The sequence below is a fragment of the Microbacterium arabinogalactanolyticum genome, from assembly GCF_030268005.1.
In the GTDB taxonomy this organism is placed as follows: domain Bacteria; phylum Actinomycetota; class Actinomycetes; order Actinomycetales; family Microbacteriaceae; genus Microbacterium; species Microbacterium arabinogalactanolyticum.
The window spans coordinates 322,396-338,555 of the sequence record NZ_BRZC01000007.1 but is presented as its reverse complement, the minus strand read 5'-3'; the positions used below and the strand labels follow the sequence as shown (position 1 = coordinate 338,555).

Below are 16,160 nucleotides of genomic sequence, written 5' to 3'. Positions count from 1 at the left end.
ACACGCAGGAGTGCCATGACCACGTGGGAGTATCTGACCACGCCGCTGCTGATCCACAACACCGCGGCCATCCTCAACAACTGGGGCAAGCAGGGCTGGGAGCTCGTGCAGGTCGTGCAGGGTCCCGAGGGCGGTCTGGTCGCCTACTTCAAGCGCCCGGTCAGCCAGGATCAGGCGGCCAACACCGGCCTCGCCGCCGCCGCGGAAGCGGCACGTCAGTTCGAAGGAGACACCAAGTGAGCATCGCCACCCGCCTCGAGGAGCTCGGCATCGAGCTTCCCGCCGTCGCCGCACCTGTGGCCGCGTACGTTCCCGCCGTCGTGCACGGCGGCGTCGTGTACACCTCCGGCCAGCTGCCGTTCGTGGACGGCGCGCTTCCCGAGACCGGCAAGGTCGGCGCGGAGGTCGACGTGGATGCTGCCAAGGGCTATGCCCGCACCTGCGCGCTGAACGCCGTCGCCGCGGCGGCCGCGGCCGCCGGCGGAGTCGACAGGCTCGCCGGAGTGCTCCGCGTCGGCGGCTTCGTGGCATCCGACCCGTCGTTCACGAGCCAGCCCGGTGTGATCAACGGCGCGAGCGAGGTGCTCGGCGAGATCTTCGGTGACGCGGGCAAGCACGTCCGCGCAGCGGTCGGCGTGACCGTGCTGCCGCTGGACACCCCCGTCGAGGTCGAGGTCGCGTTCCTCCTCGCCTGACGCTTCGACAGGCTCAGCGACCCAGCTGCGAACGAAAGGCGGTCCCTCCCGAACGGGAGGGACCGCCTTCTGCATCCGTGCTACTTGACCTGGCTCGTGATGGTGGTCATGACCATGGTGTCGGCCAGCGTCGTGGTGTCGCCCACCTCGCGGCCCTCCGCGACGTCGCGCAGCAGGCGGCGCATGATCTTGCCGGAGCGGGTCTTGGGGAGCTCGTTCACGATGTACACGTCGCGCGGACGGGCGATCGGGCCGATCTGCTCGCCGACCCAGCCGCGCAGCTGCGCCACAAGGCCCTCGGGAGAGTGCTGGTCGAGGTAGCTCTGCTTGATGATGACGAAAGCCACGACCGCCTGGCCGGTGGTCTCGTCGTTCGCGCCCACGACAGCCGCCTCGGCGGTGGCCTCGTGCGCCACCAGCGAGGACTCGATCTCGGTGGTCGACAGGCGGTGGCCCGAGACGTTCATCACGTCGTCCACGCGGCCGAGCAGCCAGAGGTCGCCGTCCTCGTCGAGGCGGGCGCCGTCGCCGGCGAAGTAGTAGCCCCTGTCCTGGAACTTCTCCCAGTACGTCTCCTTGAACCGCTCCGGGTCGCCCCAGATGCCGCGCAGCATCGAGGGCCACGGCTCGGTGATGACCAGCAGGCCGCCGTTGCCGTTGCCGACCTCGTTGCCGTCGTCGTCGACGACGTCGATCGAGATGCCCGGCAGCGGCACCTGCGCGGAACCGGGCTTGGCCGCCGTGATGCCGGGGAGCGGGGAGACCATCGCCGCACCGGTCTCGGTCTGCCACCAGGTGTCCACGATCGGCGTCCTGTCGGCGCCGATGACCTCGCGGTACCACATCCACGCCTCGGGGTTGATGGGCTCGCCCACCGAGCCGAGCAGGCGCAGGCTGGACAGGTCGAACTGCTGCGGGATCTGACGGCCGGTCTTCATGAAGGAGCGGATGGCCGTGGGGGCCGTGTAGAAGATCGTCACGCCGTACTTCTGGATCAGCTCCCACCAGCGGCCGGGATGCGGGGCATCCGGCGTCCCCTCGTACATCAGCTGGGTGGCGCCGTTGGCGAGCGGACCGTAGGTGACGTAGGTGTGGCCGGTGACCCAGCCGATGTCGGCCGTGCACCAGAAGACGTCGGTCTCGGGATGCAGGTCGAAGACGTACTTGTGCGTGTACGCGGCCTGGGTCAGATATCCGCCCGTGGTGTGCAGGATGCCCTTGGGCTTCCCGGTCGTGCCGGAGGTGTAGAGGATGAACAGCGGGTTCTCGGCGGGGAACGCCTGCGCCTCGTGCTCGGCGGATGCCTGCGGCACCACCTCGTGCCACCAGACGTCGCGATCCGCGTCCCAGTCGACCTCGTTCTCGCCGCGCTTGACGACCAGGACGTGCTCGACGGTGGCCTGCTCGCCCTCGCCGTTCCGGTCGCTGAGCGCCTGGTCGACGGCGGGCTTGAGCGCCGAGACCTTGCCCTTGCGCCAGCCGCCGTCGGCGGTGATGACGACCTTCGCGCCGGCGTCGTCGATACGCGAGCGCAGGCTGTCGGCGCTGAACCCGCCGAACACGACGGAGTGGATCGCGCCGAGGCGGGCGACGGCGAGCATCGAGATGACCGCCTCGGGGATCATCGGCAGGTAGATGGCGACGCGGTCGCCGTGTCCGATGCCCAGATCGGAGAGCACGTTCGCCGTGCGCTTGACCTCCTCGGTCAGCTCGGCGTAGGTGATGCTGCGGGAGTCGCCCGGCTCGCCCTCCCAGTGGATGGCGACGCGGTCACCGAGGCCGGCCTCGACGTGGCGGTCCAGGCAGTTGTAGGCGACGTTCAGCTCACCGTCGTCGAACCACTTCGCGAACGGCGGGTTCGACCAGTCGAGCACCTGCGTGAACGGCTTGCTCCAGGTGATGAGCTCGCGGGCCTGGTCGCCCCAGAAGCCCTCTCTGTCGGCCTTCGCGCGCTCGTACAGAGCCGGGTCGTCGATGGTGTGGGCGACGAACTCGTCAGACGGCGGGAACTTCCGCGACTCGTCGAGGAGGTGGTCGATCTGGCTGCTCATGGCACTTCGCTCCTTTGCGCGGGCTGTTCGGCCGCGACTGCGCGCGACCCGGGACACGGCCGAATCTAGTCCGGCGTCCGCACGGCGGCCTACTGTCGAAAGTCGGTAGTGCGCCTCGTTTGCATCGGCCCTGCCGCCTGCATACACTGACGTCAGCCGAATCTTATTCCGGCTTCAGCGCGCCCGATACCCCCGAACGCGGGTCGCGCGTGGGCGGCATCTCATTCCCCCCGTGAGGTGCCGCCCTTCGGCATTCTCGGGGCGGTGTTCTCCAGCACCCTTCGCCGGACGCGTTCTCCCTGCACAACCGCGGATTCCGCAGGATTGTGCACATCCCGCGGGTTCACGGCCTCGGTGCGTCGGCCGGCCCGCCTAGCGTCGTGGCATGCCAGAACCGTTCGTGCTCCGTCCGCGCACCGCCGGCCGCCTCACCGCCGTCGAGGACGTGTCCGTGCCCAAGACGGTCGATGCCGCATTCGGCGCCCTCGCCGATCATGTGCGCGATCCGCTGGTCACCGACATCTTCGTGAACGGCTCCGCCGGGCTGTTCATCGATCGGGGCGAGGGCGCGGAGCGCGTGGCGGACTGGCGGGCATCCGAGCGGGAGGTCCGCGACCTGGCCGTCGCGCTGGTCGGCGCCGGCGGGCGGCATCTCGATGATCAGTCGCCCTGCGTCGACGTGCGACTCGACGACGGCATCCGCGTGCATGCCGTGCTGGCGCCGGTCTCGACATCCGGCACGGCGCTGTCGATCCGTGTGCCGCGGGTGATCGGAGCCGATCTGGAGGCGCTGGCGGCGTCGGGCACCTTCACGCCCGGGCAGAGGGAGTGGCTCGGACGGCTGGTCGCGGATCGCGCGAACATCCTCATCACCGGTGGCACCGGCACGGGCAAGACGACGCTGCTCACCGCTCTGCTGACCCAGGCGGGGCCGGGGGAGCGGATCGTGACGATCGAGGATGTCGCGGAGCTGAGGCCGCGGCATCCGCACCACGTCGCCCTCGAGGCGAGACAGCCGAACCTGGAGGGCGCCGGGCGCATCACGCTCGCCATGCTCGTGCGGGAGTCTCTGCGGATGCGCCCTGATCGCCTGGTCGTGGGCGAATGCCGTGGCGAGGAGGTGCGGGAGCTGCTCACCGCGCTCAACACAGGCCACGACGGCGGCGCCGGGACTCTGCACGCCAGTGGTCTCGCCGACGTCCCCGCACGTCTGGAGGCGCTCGGCGCGCTCGCGGGCATGGACGCCGTCGCGCTCGCGAGGCAGGTCGTCAGCGCCTTCACGATCGTGCTGCATCTGGAGCGCGGTGCGGACGGTCGTCGCCGCATCGCCCGCGCCGGCCGCTTCGTGCTGGAGGCCGAGCGGCTGGCGATGGAGGAGGTGGCGCCGTGGTGATGCACCTGCTGCGCCGGGGAGAACCGGATGCCGGTGCCATGGCGTCTGCGGCGGCCGCGGCCGTGCGCACGCTGGCCGTGCTGCTGCAGGCGGGTGCGCGGCCGATCGCCGCCTGGCGGCACCTCGCGGACACCGGCGACCCGGTCGCGCTGCGCGTCGTCGAGAGATGTGCGGCCGGTTCTGAGCCCGCCGCCGCGATCGACGCCGAGGGTGGCGCCTGGTCGGATGTCGCCGCGGCGTGGGAGATCGCCACTGTCGTCGGTGCGCCGCTGGCCGAGGTGCTGCGGTCCCTGGCCGAATCCCTGCAGGATGCTGCGGCGGCCGCCGACGACGTGCGGATCGCGCTCGCCGAGCCCATGGGCACGGCGCGACTGCTGTTGTGGCTTCCGTTCGTGGGTCTGCTTCTCGGCTTCGCGCTGGGATTCGACACGATCGGGGTGCTGGCCACCAATCCGCTGGGGATCGTGTGCGTCGTCGCCGGACTGGCACTGGTGCTGCTCGCGCGCCTCTGGACCTCCCGGATGGTGCGCAGAGCCCGCCCGCGTCCGGGGACGCCCGGGATGCACGCCGAGCTCGTCGCGGTCGCGCTGTCGGGCGGCGTCGGCATCCCGCGTGCACTGCGGCTCGTCGAGCACAGCACGGCTCGTCTCGTCGAGGGCAGCGCCGCGACCGACGCCGTGCTGGAGCTGTCCCGCAGCGCCGGCGTCCCTGCGGGAACGCTCTTGCGGGCGTCGGCGGCGCAGCAGCGCCACGAGGCGAGGGTGCAGGGCCGCATCCGTGCGGCGCGGCTGTCGTCGTCCCTGCTGCTGCCACTGGGGGCATGCACGCTGCCGGCTTTCCTGCTGCTCGGCGTCGCCCCGCTCATGCTCAGCGTGCTGGGCTCGACGCCCCTGCCGACCTGACGTCGCCACCGACAGAACGCACCACCACAGAAAGAGATGAAGAGAGAAGGAATGACATGACGAACAAGAGGAAGAACGATCTGCCCCGTCTGACCCGTCGGCGGGCGGCGATCCTGTTCCAGGACGAGTCGGGCGCAGCGACTGCGGAGTACGCCATCACGACGATGGCGGCCGTCGCGTTCGCGGGCCTGCTGGTCGTGATCATGAGGTCGGACGAGGTGCGCGGCATCCTCACCGACCTCGTGCGGCGGGCGCTGACGGTGTCGTGATGCGCGCGCACCGGGCGCGTCTTGTGCGGGCGCCGGCCGCGCTCCGCGGGGAGCGCGGATCCGTCGCCGCCGAACTGGCCGTCGCCCTGCCGGCGGTGCTGCTCGCGCTGCTGCTGGGCGTCGGAGCGCTGGGCGCCGCGGCCACGCAGGTCGCGCTGCAGGATGCCGCGGCCGATGCCGCACGACTGCTCGGGCGCGGCGAGAGCGCCGCCCGGGCGGCCGCAGCGGTCGCCGCCGTCGAGGGAGCGACCATGACCTCGCGTGGCGGCGCCGACCTGGTGTGCGTCACGGCATCCGTGCAGACCCGGATCGGACGGCTGATCAGCATCCCGCTGAGCGCCGACAGCTGCGCCCTGGCGGGAGGGCTGTGATGGCCGGCACTGCGCTGGCATCCGGCATCCTGACCGTCGCGGCGACGCTGTCCCTCGGCCTGGCCGCGGTCGGCGGCGCGGCCGTCACGGCCCAGCGCGCGGCGGGCGCGGCGGATGCCGCGGCGCTCGCCGCAGCCGACGCCGCGTCCGGTGCGATCGTCACCGGCGAGGACCCCTGCGCCCTTGCGGCACGGGTGGCGCAGGCATCCGGAGCGACGCTCGTCGCGTGCCGGGCGGACGGTCTCATGGCGACTGTGCAGGTCGAATCCGCGTACGCTGGTCTCGTCGCCGTCTCCCGCGCCCGTGCCGGGCAACCCGAGGGATGAGGACGACGACCCCCACCCCGCTTCCGGTCACCCGACGATGCCGTGTCGATGCGACGCTGTGTCCGCACCAGGAGAGCGGTGTGTATGGTGTGCTTCGAAGAAAGGACGCTCTCTTGGCACAAGGCAAGAAGCTCGTCATCGTCGAGTCCCCGACGAAGATGCGGTCGATCCAGGGATACCTCGGCGATGGCTACGAGGTGCTCAGCTCCGTCGGCCACATCCGCGACCTCGCCGACAAGAAGGACATCCCCGCCGCCGACAAGCAGGCGTACGGGAAGTACTCGATCGACGTCGACCACGACTTCGACCCCTACTACGTCGTCTCCGACCGCAAGACGAAGACGGTCGCCGAGCTGAAGCGCGCCCTGAAGACCGCCGACGAGCTTCTGCTCGCCACTGATGAGGACCGCGAGGGCGAGGCCATCGCGTGGCACCTGCTGGAGACCCTCAAGCCGAAGGTCCCCGTCAAGCGGATGGTCTTCCACGAGATCACCAAGGACGCGATCCAGGCGGCCGTCGGCCGCACCCGCGACCTCGACCTGGCGCTCGTCGACGCGCAGGAGACCCGCCGCATCCTCGACCGGCTCTACGGCTGGGACGTCTCGCCCGTGCTCTGGTACAAGGTCAAGTCCGGCCTGTCCGCAGGACGCGTGCAATCGGCCGCGACCCGCATGATCGTCGACCGCGAGCGAGAGCGGATGGCGTTCACCTCGGCTGAGTACTGGGACGTCGAGGCGCAGGCCTCCGCGACCGGGCAGTCCTTCGGCGTGCGCCTGGTGCGCGTGGACGGCGGACAGCTCGCCCGCGGCACCGACTTCGACGACACAGGAAAGCTGAAGAAGGCCGTCGTCGTCCTGACCGAGGCCGAGGTCATGGCCCTCGCCGCGGCAGTGAACGACGCGGGCGCCGCGACCGTCAGCAAGGTCGAGGCCAAGCCGGGCACCCGCAGCCCCTATGCGCCCTTCACCACCTCCACCATGCAGCAGGAGGCCGGACGCAAGCTCTCGATGAGTGCGAAGCAGGCGATGAGCGTCGCCCAGCGCCTCTACGAGAAGGGGTACATCACCTATATGCGTACGGACTCGGTCGCGCTGTCGACGCAGGCCATCCAGGCCGCGCGCAGCCAGGCCGTCGCGCTGTACGGCGACAGCGCGGTGCCGCTCAAGCCCCGCGTGTACAAGTCCAAGAGCAAGAACGCGCAGGAGGCTCACGAGGCGATCCGTCCCTCGGGCGAGAACTTCCGGACGCCGGCATCTGTCTCCTCCCAGCTCGATCGCGAGGAGCAGCGCCTCTACGACCTGATCTGGAAGCGCACGGTCGCCAGCCAGATGTCGGATGCCAAGTACGAGACCACCACGGTCACGCTGGAATCGGACGCCGACGGCAAGCGGCTCGAGTTCACCGCGTCCGGCACCGTCTACACCTTCAAGGGCTTCCTGGAGGCGTACGAGGAGGGCCGCGACGAGAAGCGCAACGCGCAGGACTCCGCCGAGAACCAGTCCCTGCCCGCCGTCGCCGTCGGCGACGAGCTGGCGATGGCGGATGCCGAGGCCAAGGGCCACCGCACCACCCCCAAGCCCCGCTACACCGAGGCCTCGCTGGTCAAGGCGCTCGAGGAGCACGGCATCGGCCGCCCCTCGACGTTCGCGAGCATCATCGGCACCGTGATCGACCGCGGCTACGCATCCAAGCGCGGCCAGGCGCTCGTGCCGACCTGGCTGGCGTTCAGCGTGGTGCGGCTCCTCGAACAGCACTTCGCCGATCTGATCGACTACGACTTCACCGCGGCGCTCGAGGACGACCTCGACGCGATCGCCCGTGGTGAGCAGAACCGCAACGAGTGGCTGCGCTCCTTCTACTTCGGCTCCGACGCCCATGTCGGGCTGCGGCAGGTGGTCGACAACCTCGGCGAGATCGACGCGCGGGCGCTGAACTCCACCCGCATCACCGACACCGCCACGCTGCGCTTCGGAAAGTACGGGCCGTACCTCGAGGTCGTCGACCCGGCGAACCCCGATGCCAAGCCGCGCATCGTCAATGTGCCCGAGGACCTCGCCCCCGACGAGCTGACGCCCGCCAAGGCGCAGGAGCTGGTCGACGCGCCCGTCGCCGGCGATCGGGTGCTGGGGGAGAACCCCGAGAACGGCAAGATCGTCGTGGTCAAGGACGGCCGGTTCGGCCCGTACGTGCAGGAGAACGACCCGGTCTCCGACGAGGACGAGGTCGACACCGAGACGGGCGAGGTCGTCGAGGCCGCGCCGAAGAAGAAGAGCACCAAGAAGAAGGAGGCAGCGCCCAAGCCGCGCACCGCCTCGCTGTTCCGCTCGATGTCGGTCGAGACGATCGACCTCGAGACCGCGCTCCAGCTGCTCAGCCTGCCGCGCGTGGTCGGCAAGGACCCTGAGTCCGGCGACGAGATCACCGCGCAGAACGGCCGCTACGGCCCTTACTTGAAGAAGGGCGCTGACTCGCGGTCGCTGGAGAGCGAATCCCAGATCTTCGACGTGACGCTCGAGCAGGCGCTGGCGATCTACGCCCAGCCGAAGTACGGTGCGGGTTCGCGGCGGGCATCCAGCGCGCTCAAGGAGTTCGAGGCCGATCCCGTCAGCGGCAAGCCGATCCGCATCCGCGACGGACGCTTCGGCGCCTACGTGACCGACGGCGAGACCAACGTCACCATCCCGCGCGGGCGGACTCCGGACGACGTCACATTCGAGATCGCCGTGCAGATGCTCGCCGACAAGCGGGCCAAGGGTCCCGCGCCCAAGCGTGGGGCGAAGAGGACGACGGCCAAGAAGGCCCCCGCGAAGAAGCCCGCCGCGAAGAAGGCGCCTGCGAAGAAGGCGCTGACCGACGATCAGAAGGCGGCCGCGCGCTCGGAGGCCGCCAAGAAGGCGGCCGCCACCCGCAAGGCCAACGCGATCGCCAAGGCCGATGCGGCGCGCAAGGCGAAGGCAGGCTCGTGACCTCGGAGCGTCGGGGTCTCTGGATCACGCTCGAAGGCGGCGACGGCTCGGGGAAGACCACCCAGGCCGCACTGCTGGCCGAATGGCTCGGCGCGCACGGCCGCACGGTGCTGCACACGCGTGAGCCGGGCGGTTCCGAGGTCGGCGTGCTGATCCGCAACATCGTGCTGCACCACCGCGGAGAGGTCGCGCCGCGCGCCGAGGCGCTGCTCTACGCCGCCGACCGCGCGCACCACGTCGCCACCGTGGTGCGTCCCGCGCTGCAGGGCGGCGACGTCGTCATCCAGGACCGCTACCTCGACTCGTCGGTCGCGTACCAGGGCGCCGGGCGCGTGCTGGACGCCACGGAGGTGCGCGACCTGTCGCTGTGGGCGACGGAGGGTGCGCTGCCCGACGTCACCGTGCTGCTCGACATCGACCCCTCCGAGGCTCGCCGCCGCCTGGATGCCGACGACAAGCCGTTCGACCGGCTGGAGGCGGAGAAGGAGGAGTTCCACACCCGTGTGCGGGAGTCCTACCTGCGCCTCGCCGCAGCCGAGCCCGAGCGCTTCCTCGTCGTGGACGCCACCCGCGATCCCGAGGACATCGCGAGCGTGATCCGCGCCCGCCTGTCCGTCCTGCTCTGAACACGCGGGACGATGTCGGTGCCGAGGTTAGGCTGGACAGCATGACTCAGGCCACGCTCGCTCCGTTCCCGTGGAGCGAGGTGTGGGGTCAGGATGCCGCGGTCGAGACGCTGCAGCAGGCGGCCTCCGATCCTGCCGCGCTCTCGCACGCGTGGCTGATCACCGGGCCTCCCGGATCCGGCCGCTCCACACTCGCCTACGCCTTCGCGGCGGCGCTGATCGCGGAGCATCCGGACGACGAGAACGCCATGCGGCAGGTGCTGGCGGGCACCCATCCCGACCTCACGGCGCTGCGCACCGACAAGGTGCTCATCACGATCAAGGAGGCGCGCGAGCTCGTCGCCCGCTCCTACTTCTCCCCGTCGGCCGGACGCTACCGGGTGATCGTCGTCGAGGATGCCGACCGCATGGTCGAACGCACCTCCAACGTGCTGCTGAAGGCGCTCGAGGAACCGCCCGAGCAGACCGTATGGGTGCTGTGCGCGCCCAGCGAGGCCGACCTGCTGCCCACCATCCGCTCCCGGGTGCGGGCGCTGCGCCTGCGCGAGCCGGAGGTCGCCGACGTCGCCCGCCTGATCGCGCTGCGCACCGGCGCGGACGAGGCCACCGCCGAGCAGGCCGCGCGCCATTCGCAGCGCCACATCGGCATGGCCCAGCGCCTCGCCACCGACGACGGTGCGCGCCGCCGGCGCGACGAGACCCTCCGCGCCGTGCTCGGGGTGCGCGGTGTGGGCACCGCCGTCGAGGTCGCGGGGCAGATCATCCAGGCCGCCACCGATGACGCCAAGGCGCTGACGGCCGAGCGCGACGCCGCCGAGCGCGCCGCGCTGCTGCGCACGGTCGGCATCGCCGAGGGGCAGGCCGTGCCGCCCGCGCTGCGGCCGCAGCTCTCGGCCCTCGAGGACGATCAGAAGAAGCGTGCCACCCGCAGCCTGCGCGACGGGATCGATCGGGTGCTCACCGACCTGCAGTCGATGTACCGCGACGTCGTCATGCTGCAGTTCGGTCGTACCGGCGCGCTGATCAACAGCGAGCTGCGCGCGGAGCTGGAGGCCCTCGCCGCGGCCTGGCCGGTCGAGCGCGCGCTCATCGCCCTCGACGCCATCAGTGACACCCGTGAGTCCCTGGAGCGCAACGTCTCGCCGCTGCTCGCGACCGAGAGTCTCCTGGTGACCATCTCCAGCGGAAGGACCCCGTGACCCATCGAGCACGGCGCGCTGCGCGCCGCATCCTCACCGTCCTGGCCGGAGTCGCCGCGGCATCCGTCGTGCTCTCCGGATGCCTGTACGCGCAGATCCCCGCGGGGGCGCCTGCGCCGGCGCGCACGGCCGACACGAGCGGCGTCTCCGCCGAGCTCCTGCCGTACTACTCGCAGAAGCTCACCTGGAAGTCGTGCGGCGCCGGCTTCGACTGCACCGAGGTGAAGGCGCCCCGCGACTGGGACAAGCCCGCCGACGGCGACCTCGAGCTCGCGATCGTGCGGCACCGCGCGACCGGCACCTCGCAGGGCTCGCTGCTGATCAACCCCGGCGGACCCGGCGCGAGCGGCTACGACTTCGTCCACGACAGCCTGGACTACGCGGTCGGCGCCGATCTGATCGAGGACTTCGACGTGATCGGGTTCGACCCCCGCGGCGTCGGCCGCTCCACGGCGGTGCGCTGCCTCGACGCGAAGAAGATGGACGACTACCTCTACGGCGTCGTGCCCGGTCCGCGCAACACGCCGGAGTGGGACGCCGCGCTCTCCGCGCGGGACAAGACCTTCGCCGACGCCTGCGAGGCGAACAGCGACGGCCTGCTGCCGTACATCACCACCGTGAACTCGGCGCGGGACATGGACCTCATCCGCGGCGTCCTGGGCGACAAGACTCTGAACTACCTCGGCTACTCCTACGGCACCTTCCTCGGGGCGACCTACGCGAAGCTGTACCCCGAGCGCGCGCAGCGACTCGTGCTGGACGGCGCCATCGATCCCGCCGTGCCCGGCCTGGAGGTCAGCACCATCCAGGCCGAGGGCTTCGAGTCGGCGCTGCGCGCCTACCTGGAGGGATGCCTGGCGGGCCGGGACTGCCCGTTCAACGGCTCGGTCGACGAGGCTCTCACCGACTTCCGCGCGCTGCTGTCGAGCGTCTCGCGCACGCCGATGAAGAACGGCGACGGGCGGATGCTGACGGTCGACTCCATGATCACCGGGACGATCGCAGCGATGTACAGCCAGCAGAGCTGGTCCTACCTGACCAAGGGGATCACCGCAGCTCTGCAGGGCGACCCGTCCGTGATGATGGGGCTCGCCGACTCGTACAACTCGCGCAACCCCGACGGCACCTACGCCGACAACACCGCCGAGGCGTTCCGCGCGTACAACTGCATGGACTACCCGGTCGAGGACGATCCGGCCGCGGAGGACGCCGTGGTCACGCAGCTGGAGGCCAAGGCCCCCACGTTCGCCCCGTACTGGCAGGCGCCGGACCCCTGCAAGGTGTGGCCGTACCCGCCGACGGGCGTGCGCGAGGCGATCACCGCCGACGGCTCGGGACCGATCGTCGTGGTCGGCACCACCAACGACCCGGCCACCCCGTACGCGTGGGCCGAGTCGCTCGCGAAGCAGCTGCAGAACGGCGTCCTCGTCACCCGCGTGGGCGAGGGGCACACCGGCTACAACAAGGGCAACAGCTGCGTCGACCAGGCCGTCGAGCGCTTCCTGCTCGACGGCAAGGCTCCCGAGGACGGTCTGCGCTGCGAATGACCCGCCGATGCGGCCTCGGTTTCGCGGAGGCCGCATCCTCGTAGTAGGATCATTGCTTGTGCCGCAGTCCGCTGCGCACGCCACCTTAGCTCAGTGGTAGAGCATCCCACTCGTAATGGGAAGGCCGTCAGTTCAATCCTGACAGGTGGCTCAGATCGGCCCCGGAACTCCCGTTCCGGGGCCTTTCCCGTTCCGGCGGGGGTCCTCTTTCCGCGCCCGTCGTGCGCCGCGTACGCTCGAGGGATGAGCAGAGCACTCCTCATCGTCGACGTGCAGAACGACTTCACCGAGGGCGGCGCGCTCGCCGTCGCGGGCGGGGATGCCGTGGCATCCGCCGTCACCGCTCATCTCGCCGCGCACGCGGGCGAGTACGCCGTGGTCATCGCCTCGCGGGACTGGCACGACGCCGAGGGCGACAACGGCGGGCACTTCTCCGCTGAGCCCGACTACGTGGACTCCTGGCCCGCGCACTGCGTCGCCGGCACCGACGGCGCTGCCTACGATCCGCTGCTGGTGACGGACGCGGTGACCCATCACGTCCTCAAAGGGCAGGGCGTTCCGGCGTACTCGATGTTCGAGGGCAGGACCGAGGAGGGAGAGACGCTGGGCGGCATCCTGACCGCGCACGGCGTGACGGATGCGGATGCGGTGGGCATCGCGACGGACCACTGCGTGCGTGCATCGGTGCTGGACGCCATCGCGCACGGCGTGCACGTGCGAGTGCTCACCGACCTCATCGCAGGTGTCGACGAGCAGGCCAGCCGGGCGGCACTGGCCGAGCTCGCTCACGCGGGCGCGGAGCTCGTGGACGGCTCGACCGGGTCCGAAGCCCGGTGAGCGTCCGCTGCGCCCTGCTGCTGCGCGCCGTCAACGTCGGCGGCAGGAACCGCGTGCCCATGGCGGAGCTGCGCGCTCTGCTGGGCGAGCGCACGGACCTGGGGGACATCGCCACGTACATCGCCAGCGGCAACGTCATGGCCGACGTCACCGGCGACATCGGCGACGCGTCCGCTCAGGTGCGCAGGCTGATCCATGAGCAGTTCGACGCCGACACCCCCGTGATCGCGCGCACCCACGAGCAGCTCATGGCAGCTCTGGAGGCGAACCCGTTCCCGGACGCCGTGGCCGACAAGATGCTGCACATCATGTTCCTGGAGGGCGAGCCGCAGCCGGACGCCGAGGAGGCGCTGCGCGCACGTCTGCAGCCGGGGGAGCGCATCGCGCTCGTCGGCCGTGACCTGTGGATCGACTACGGCCTGAGCGGGGCGGCGAACACGAAGCTCACACGGACGGTTCTCGACCGCGCGCTCGGCACTGCAGGCACCGCCCGCAACGTCCTCACGCTGCGCAAGCTCATCGAGCTCACGGCCTGAGCGTGCGCGGAGGTCACCTCGGCCGTCGCGTAGCCTGAGGTGGTGTCACCGCAGCATCCCGCCACGATCGCCGCGGCCGTGGACCACGAGCTGGTCATCAGGAAGTCCCGCTTCATCGCGCACGTGGCGCCCGTGTCCTCGCCCGAGGACGCGGATGCGGTCATTGCGCGGGTCAAGAAGCAGTACTGGGACGCCCGGCACAACTGCAGCGCGCAGGTCACGGGGATCGACGGAGACCGGGCGCGCTCCTCGGACGACGGCGAGCCGTCCGGAACCTCGGGCATCCCGATGCTCGAGGTGCTTCGCCGCCGGGAGCTGACCGATGTCGTCGCCGTCGTCACCCGTTACTTCGGAGGCATCAAGCTGGGTGCCGGCGGGCTGGTGCGGGCGTACTCCTCGGCTGTCTCGGAGGCGCTGGATCTGGCCTCCCTCGTCGACCGGCTGATGCTCGCGCAGCTGACGATCGCGGTGCCGCATGCGGATGCGGGGCGCTTCGACAACCTGCTGCGCGACTGGACCGACCGGAATGGTGCCGTGCTCGGCGAGCCGCAGTACCGCGAGCAGGCCGTCTTCGAGGTGTGGAGCCCCGCAGCCGGAATCGAGGCGCTGCAGGCCGAGATCGCGGCCTCCTCGGGCGGGTCGGTGCGGGCATCCGTCACCGGGACCGAGCGCGTGGTGGACGTGCCGCGCTGAGCGGCGTCGGGCGCGTGCGTGGCGATCGGGGACGGTTCCCGGACGGCGGGGCCTACCCGGGCATCCTCTGAGTGCCGGGCACGGCCGGGCTCACGCGGCTCCACGGAGCGGGCGGCATGCCGTCTGCGCCGCGCAGATCGACGCGCCGCGCCCCGCATCCCGAGCAGCGCACGTAGACGATCTCACCCTCGGATGTGCGGTGCGCGGACTCGGTCGTCCACGCGTGCTCGTGCGGGGGGAGCGGGCTCGGGATGCGGATCGGTGCGGTACGGGATGCGGTCATGTCACCACGATGATGTAATGGCCTTATGCATCTCAACCCTTACGGCGAGTATGCGGTGCTGCTCGCCGCATCCCTGGCCAACGAATGGCCGGAGCACCGCGACGGGATCGAGCAGCGCACGCGCGAATTCGGGATGACGATGGCATTCGACGTCGCCTCCGACGACCACGTCCGCACACGGAGGGTGGTGGATGCCTGGCTCGCCGTGGTGGATGCCGGGGACGATGCCGCCCGTGCTGCGGCCCTGAACCGGCAGATGGCCGCGGCGGCCGCGTACCCCCAGCTCACCGACCACGACGGAGAAGGGTGGCATCTGCACTACCGCGACGCCGGACGCTCGCTGCCTGACGTGCTCGAGGCCGTGATCAGTGTCGGCACCGCGCTGCATCTGACCGAGCGCGGCATGCACAGGCTCGGGCGCTGCGCCGCCGCGCCGTGCGAGAACGTCTACGTCGACATCACCCGCAACGGACGGCAGCGCTACTGCTCCGTGCGCTGCGCCAACCGCGACGCGGTCCGGCGCCATCGCGCGCGCGGGATCTGAGCTCGGGTCCCCGAGCCTGTCGACGGGCCGTCAGCCGCGCAGCGCGGCGAGCACGGCATCCGACAGCGGCGGCCACGCCTCGATCGCCCACGGGCCGAAGTCCCGGTCGGCGAGGGCGACGCAGGCGACGCCGGCATCCGGATCCACCCACAGGAACGTCCCGCTCTGGCCGAAGTGCCCGTAGGTCGCGGGGGAGTTCGCCGCCGAGGTCCAGTGCGGCGCCTTGCCGTCGCGCAGCTCGAACCCCAGGCCCCAGTCGTTGGGGCGCTGGATCCCGTAGCCCGGCAGCACCCCGGAGAGCCCGGGAAAGGCCACGGCGGTCGCATCTGCGAGCGTCTGCGCCGAGATCAGGGCCGGACGCTGCAGCTCCGCCGCGAAGCGGCACAGGTCGGTGACCGTGGAGACGACGGCGGCCGCGGGCGAGCCCTGCAGCTGCGACGATGACATGCCGAGGGGCTGGAACACCGCCTCGTCCAGGTACTCGGCGAACGGGATGCCGGAGTGCTCCGTCACCGCGTCGGCCAGCACCTCGAACCCTCGGTTCGAGTAGATCCGGCGCGTGCCGGGCGCGGCGCGCACGACGTCCTCGGTCATGTCCAGGCCGGAGGCGTGGGCGAGGAGGTGGCGGACCGTGGATCCCTCCGGGCCCGCCGGCGTGTCGAGCGAGAAGACGCCCTCTTCGACGGCGATGAGCACCGCATACGCGGTGAGCGGCTTGGTGACCGACGCCAGCCGGAACGGCCGCGAGACGTCACCGTGCGAGGCGAGGACGGCACCCGTGGCGGAGACGACGGCGGCCGCGGCGTTGTCCACCGGCCAGGCCTCGATGGCGGCGAGTGCGTCGTCCAGGGCGGTCATGGGGCTCCTCCTGCTCGGTTCGGCTCGTCGTGCGGGAGCGGCTCCCGGCGCCCTGGAATCCTCC

At 70.9% G+C, this 16,160-nt stretch carries 18 protein-coding genes and 1 tRNA gene; 16 read left to right on the top strand and 3 right to left on the bottom strand.

What is annotated here, in order from left to right; all coding sequences use genetic code 11:
* The first annotated feature begins 15 nt into the window (after positions 1 to 15).
* Together sp36 and MIAR_RS13120 are read left to right on the top strand one after the other, a co-directional pair.
* Entirely contained in the window at positions 16 to 240 is a 225-nt protein-coding gene (gene sp36 / locus MIAR_RS13125; RefSeq protein WP_285636699.1) for a Sp36 family protein, read from the top strand.
* Positions 237 to 695 carry a RidA family protein gene (locus MIAR_RS13120; RefSeq protein ID WP_285636696.1) on the top strand — a complete coding sequence of 153 codons (459 nt, stop codon included), beginning with the start codon at positions 237 to 239 and terminating at the stop codon, positions 693 to 695. The genes sp36 and MIAR_RS13120 overlap by 4 nt, the downstream gene beginning before the upstream one ends.
* Before the next feature lie 80 nt (positions 696 to 775).
* On the opposite strand, the gene acs is transcribed toward MIAR_RS13120, so the two are convergent.
* Positions 776 to 2,746 (bottom strand): acetate--CoA ligase, encoded by a 1,971-nt coding sequence (gene acs, locus MIAR_RS13115; RefSeq protein WP_285636693.1) that lies wholly within the window; start codon positions 2,744 to 2,746, stop codon positions 776 to 778.
* Between the two features lie 385 nt (positions 2,747 to 3,131).
* Here acs and MIAR_RS13110 point away from each other — a divergent pair, with 385 nt between their 5' ends.
* The 13 genes from MIAR_RS13110 to MIAR_RS13050 all read left to right on the top strand — a co-directional run bounded on the left by MIAR_RS13110 (position 3,132) and on the right by MIAR_RS13050 (position 14,411).
* Positions 3,132 to 4,139, top strand: a complete 1,008-nt coding sequence (locus MIAR_RS13110; protein WP_285636690.1) for a TadA family conjugal transfer-associated ATPase — start codon at positions 3,132 to 3,134, stop codon at positions 4,137 to 4,139.
* A complete protein-coding gene (locus tag MIAR_RS13105) occupies positions 4,139 to 5,041 on the top strand; it encodes a type II secretion system F family protein (protein WP_285638517.1) in 903 nt (300 codons plus the stop codon). The genes MIAR_RS13110 and MIAR_RS13105 overlap by 1 nt, the downstream gene beginning before the upstream one ends.
* A 56-nt stretch (positions 5,042 to 5,097) precedes the next feature.
* Positions 5,098 to 5,310: a DUF4244 domain-containing protein gene (locus MIAR_RS13100; protein WP_285636687.1), complete on the top strand. Its 213-nt coding sequence runs from the start codon at positions 5,098 to 5,100 to the stop codon at positions 5,308 to 5,310.
* Positions 5,310 to 5,681 carry a TadE family type IV pilus minor pilin gene (locus MIAR_RS13095; RefSeq protein ID WP_285636684.1) on the top strand — a complete coding sequence of 124 codons (372 nt, stop codon included), beginning with the start codon at positions 5,310 to 5,312 and terminating at the stop codon, positions 5,679 to 5,681. Before MIAR_RS13100 ends, MIAR_RS13095 begins: the two co-directional genes overlap by 1 nt.
* Positions 5,681 to 6,007 (top strand): Rv3654c family TadE-like protein, encoded by a 327-nt coding sequence (locus tag MIAR_RS13090; protein WP_285636681.1) that lies wholly within the window; start codon positions 5,681 to 5,683, stop codon positions 6,005 to 6,007. The genes MIAR_RS13095 and MIAR_RS13090 overlap by 1 nt, the downstream gene beginning before the upstream one ends.
* Before the next feature lie 113 nt (positions 6,008 to 6,120).
* Positions 6,121 to 8,973, top strand: a complete 2,853-nt coding sequence (gene topA / locus MIAR_RS13085; RefSeq protein ID WP_285636678.1) for a type I DNA topoisomerase — start codon at positions 6,121 to 6,123, stop codon at positions 8,971 to 8,973.
* A complete protein-coding gene (gene tmk / locus MIAR_RS13080; RefSeq protein WP_285636675.1) occupies positions 8,970 to 9,599 on the top strand; it encodes a dTMP kinase in 630 nt (209 codons plus the stop codon). The genes topA and tmk overlap by 4 nt, the downstream gene beginning before the upstream one ends.
* Before the next feature lie 41 nt (positions 9,600 to 9,640).
* Positions 9,641 to 10,798, top strand: a complete 1,158-nt coding sequence (locus tag MIAR_RS13075; protein ID WP_285636673.1) for a DNA polymerase III subunit delta' — start codon at positions 9,641 to 9,643, stop codon at positions 10,796 to 10,798.
* Positions 10,795 to 12,345 (top strand): alpha/beta hydrolase, encoded by a 1,551-nt coding sequence (locus MIAR_RS13070; protein WP_285636670.1) that lies wholly within the window; start codon positions 10,795 to 10,797, stop codon positions 12,343 to 12,345. Before MIAR_RS13075 ends, MIAR_RS13070 begins: the two co-directional genes overlap by 4 nt.
* Positions 12,346 to 12,424: 79 nt before the next feature.
* A tRNA-Thr gene (locus MIAR_RS13065) sits at positions 12,425 to 12,496 on the top strand.
* 92 nt (positions 12,497 to 12,588) lie between these two features.
* Positions 12,589 to 13,182: an isochorismatase family protein gene (locus tag MIAR_RS13060; RefSeq protein WP_285636667.1), complete on the top strand. Its 594-nt coding sequence runs from the start codon at positions 12,589 to 12,591 to the stop codon at positions 13,180 to 13,182.
* Complete coding sequence (locus tag MIAR_RS13055; RefSeq protein WP_285636664.1) at positions 13,179 to 13,718, top strand: DUF1697 domain-containing protein; 540 nt, start codon at positions 13,179 to 13,181, stop codon at positions 13,716 to 13,718. Before MIAR_RS13060 ends, MIAR_RS13055 begins: the two co-directional genes overlap by 4 nt.
* Before the next feature lie 42 nt (positions 13,719 to 13,760).
* On the top strand, positions 13,761 to 14,411 hold the full coding sequence (locus tag MIAR_RS13050; RefSeq protein WP_344289290.1) for a YigZ family protein: 651 nt from the start codon (positions 13,761 to 13,763) through the stop codon (positions 14,409 to 14,411).
* Positions 14,412 to 14,463: 52 nt separating this feature from the next.
* Here the strand turns inward: MIAR_RS13050 and MIAR_RS13045 are convergent, their stop codons facing one another.
* Positions 14,464 to 14,694, bottom strand: a complete 231-nt coding sequence (locus MIAR_RS13045; RefSeq protein WP_285636657.1) for a hypothetical protein — start codon at positions 14,692 to 14,694, stop codon at positions 14,464 to 14,466.
* Between the two features lie 25 nt (positions 14,695 to 14,719).
* Here MIAR_RS13045 and MIAR_RS13040 point away from each other — a divergent pair, with 25 nt between their 5' ends.
* Positions 14,720 to 15,238, top strand: coding sequence for a CGNR zinc finger domain-containing protein (locus tag MIAR_RS13040; RefSeq protein ID WP_285636654.1), 519 nt, complete (start codon positions 14,720 to 14,722; stop codon positions 15,236 to 15,238).
* A gap of 30 nt (positions 15,239 to 15,268) precedes the next feature.
* On the opposite strand, the gene MIAR_RS13035 is transcribed toward MIAR_RS13040, so the two are convergent.
* Positions 15,269 to 16,096, bottom strand: a complete 828-nt coding sequence (locus MIAR_RS13035; protein WP_285636651.1) for a serine hydrolase domain-containing protein — start codon at positions 16,094 to 16,096, stop codon at positions 15,269 to 15,271.
* Positions 16,097 to 16,160 lie beyond the last annotated feature (64 nt).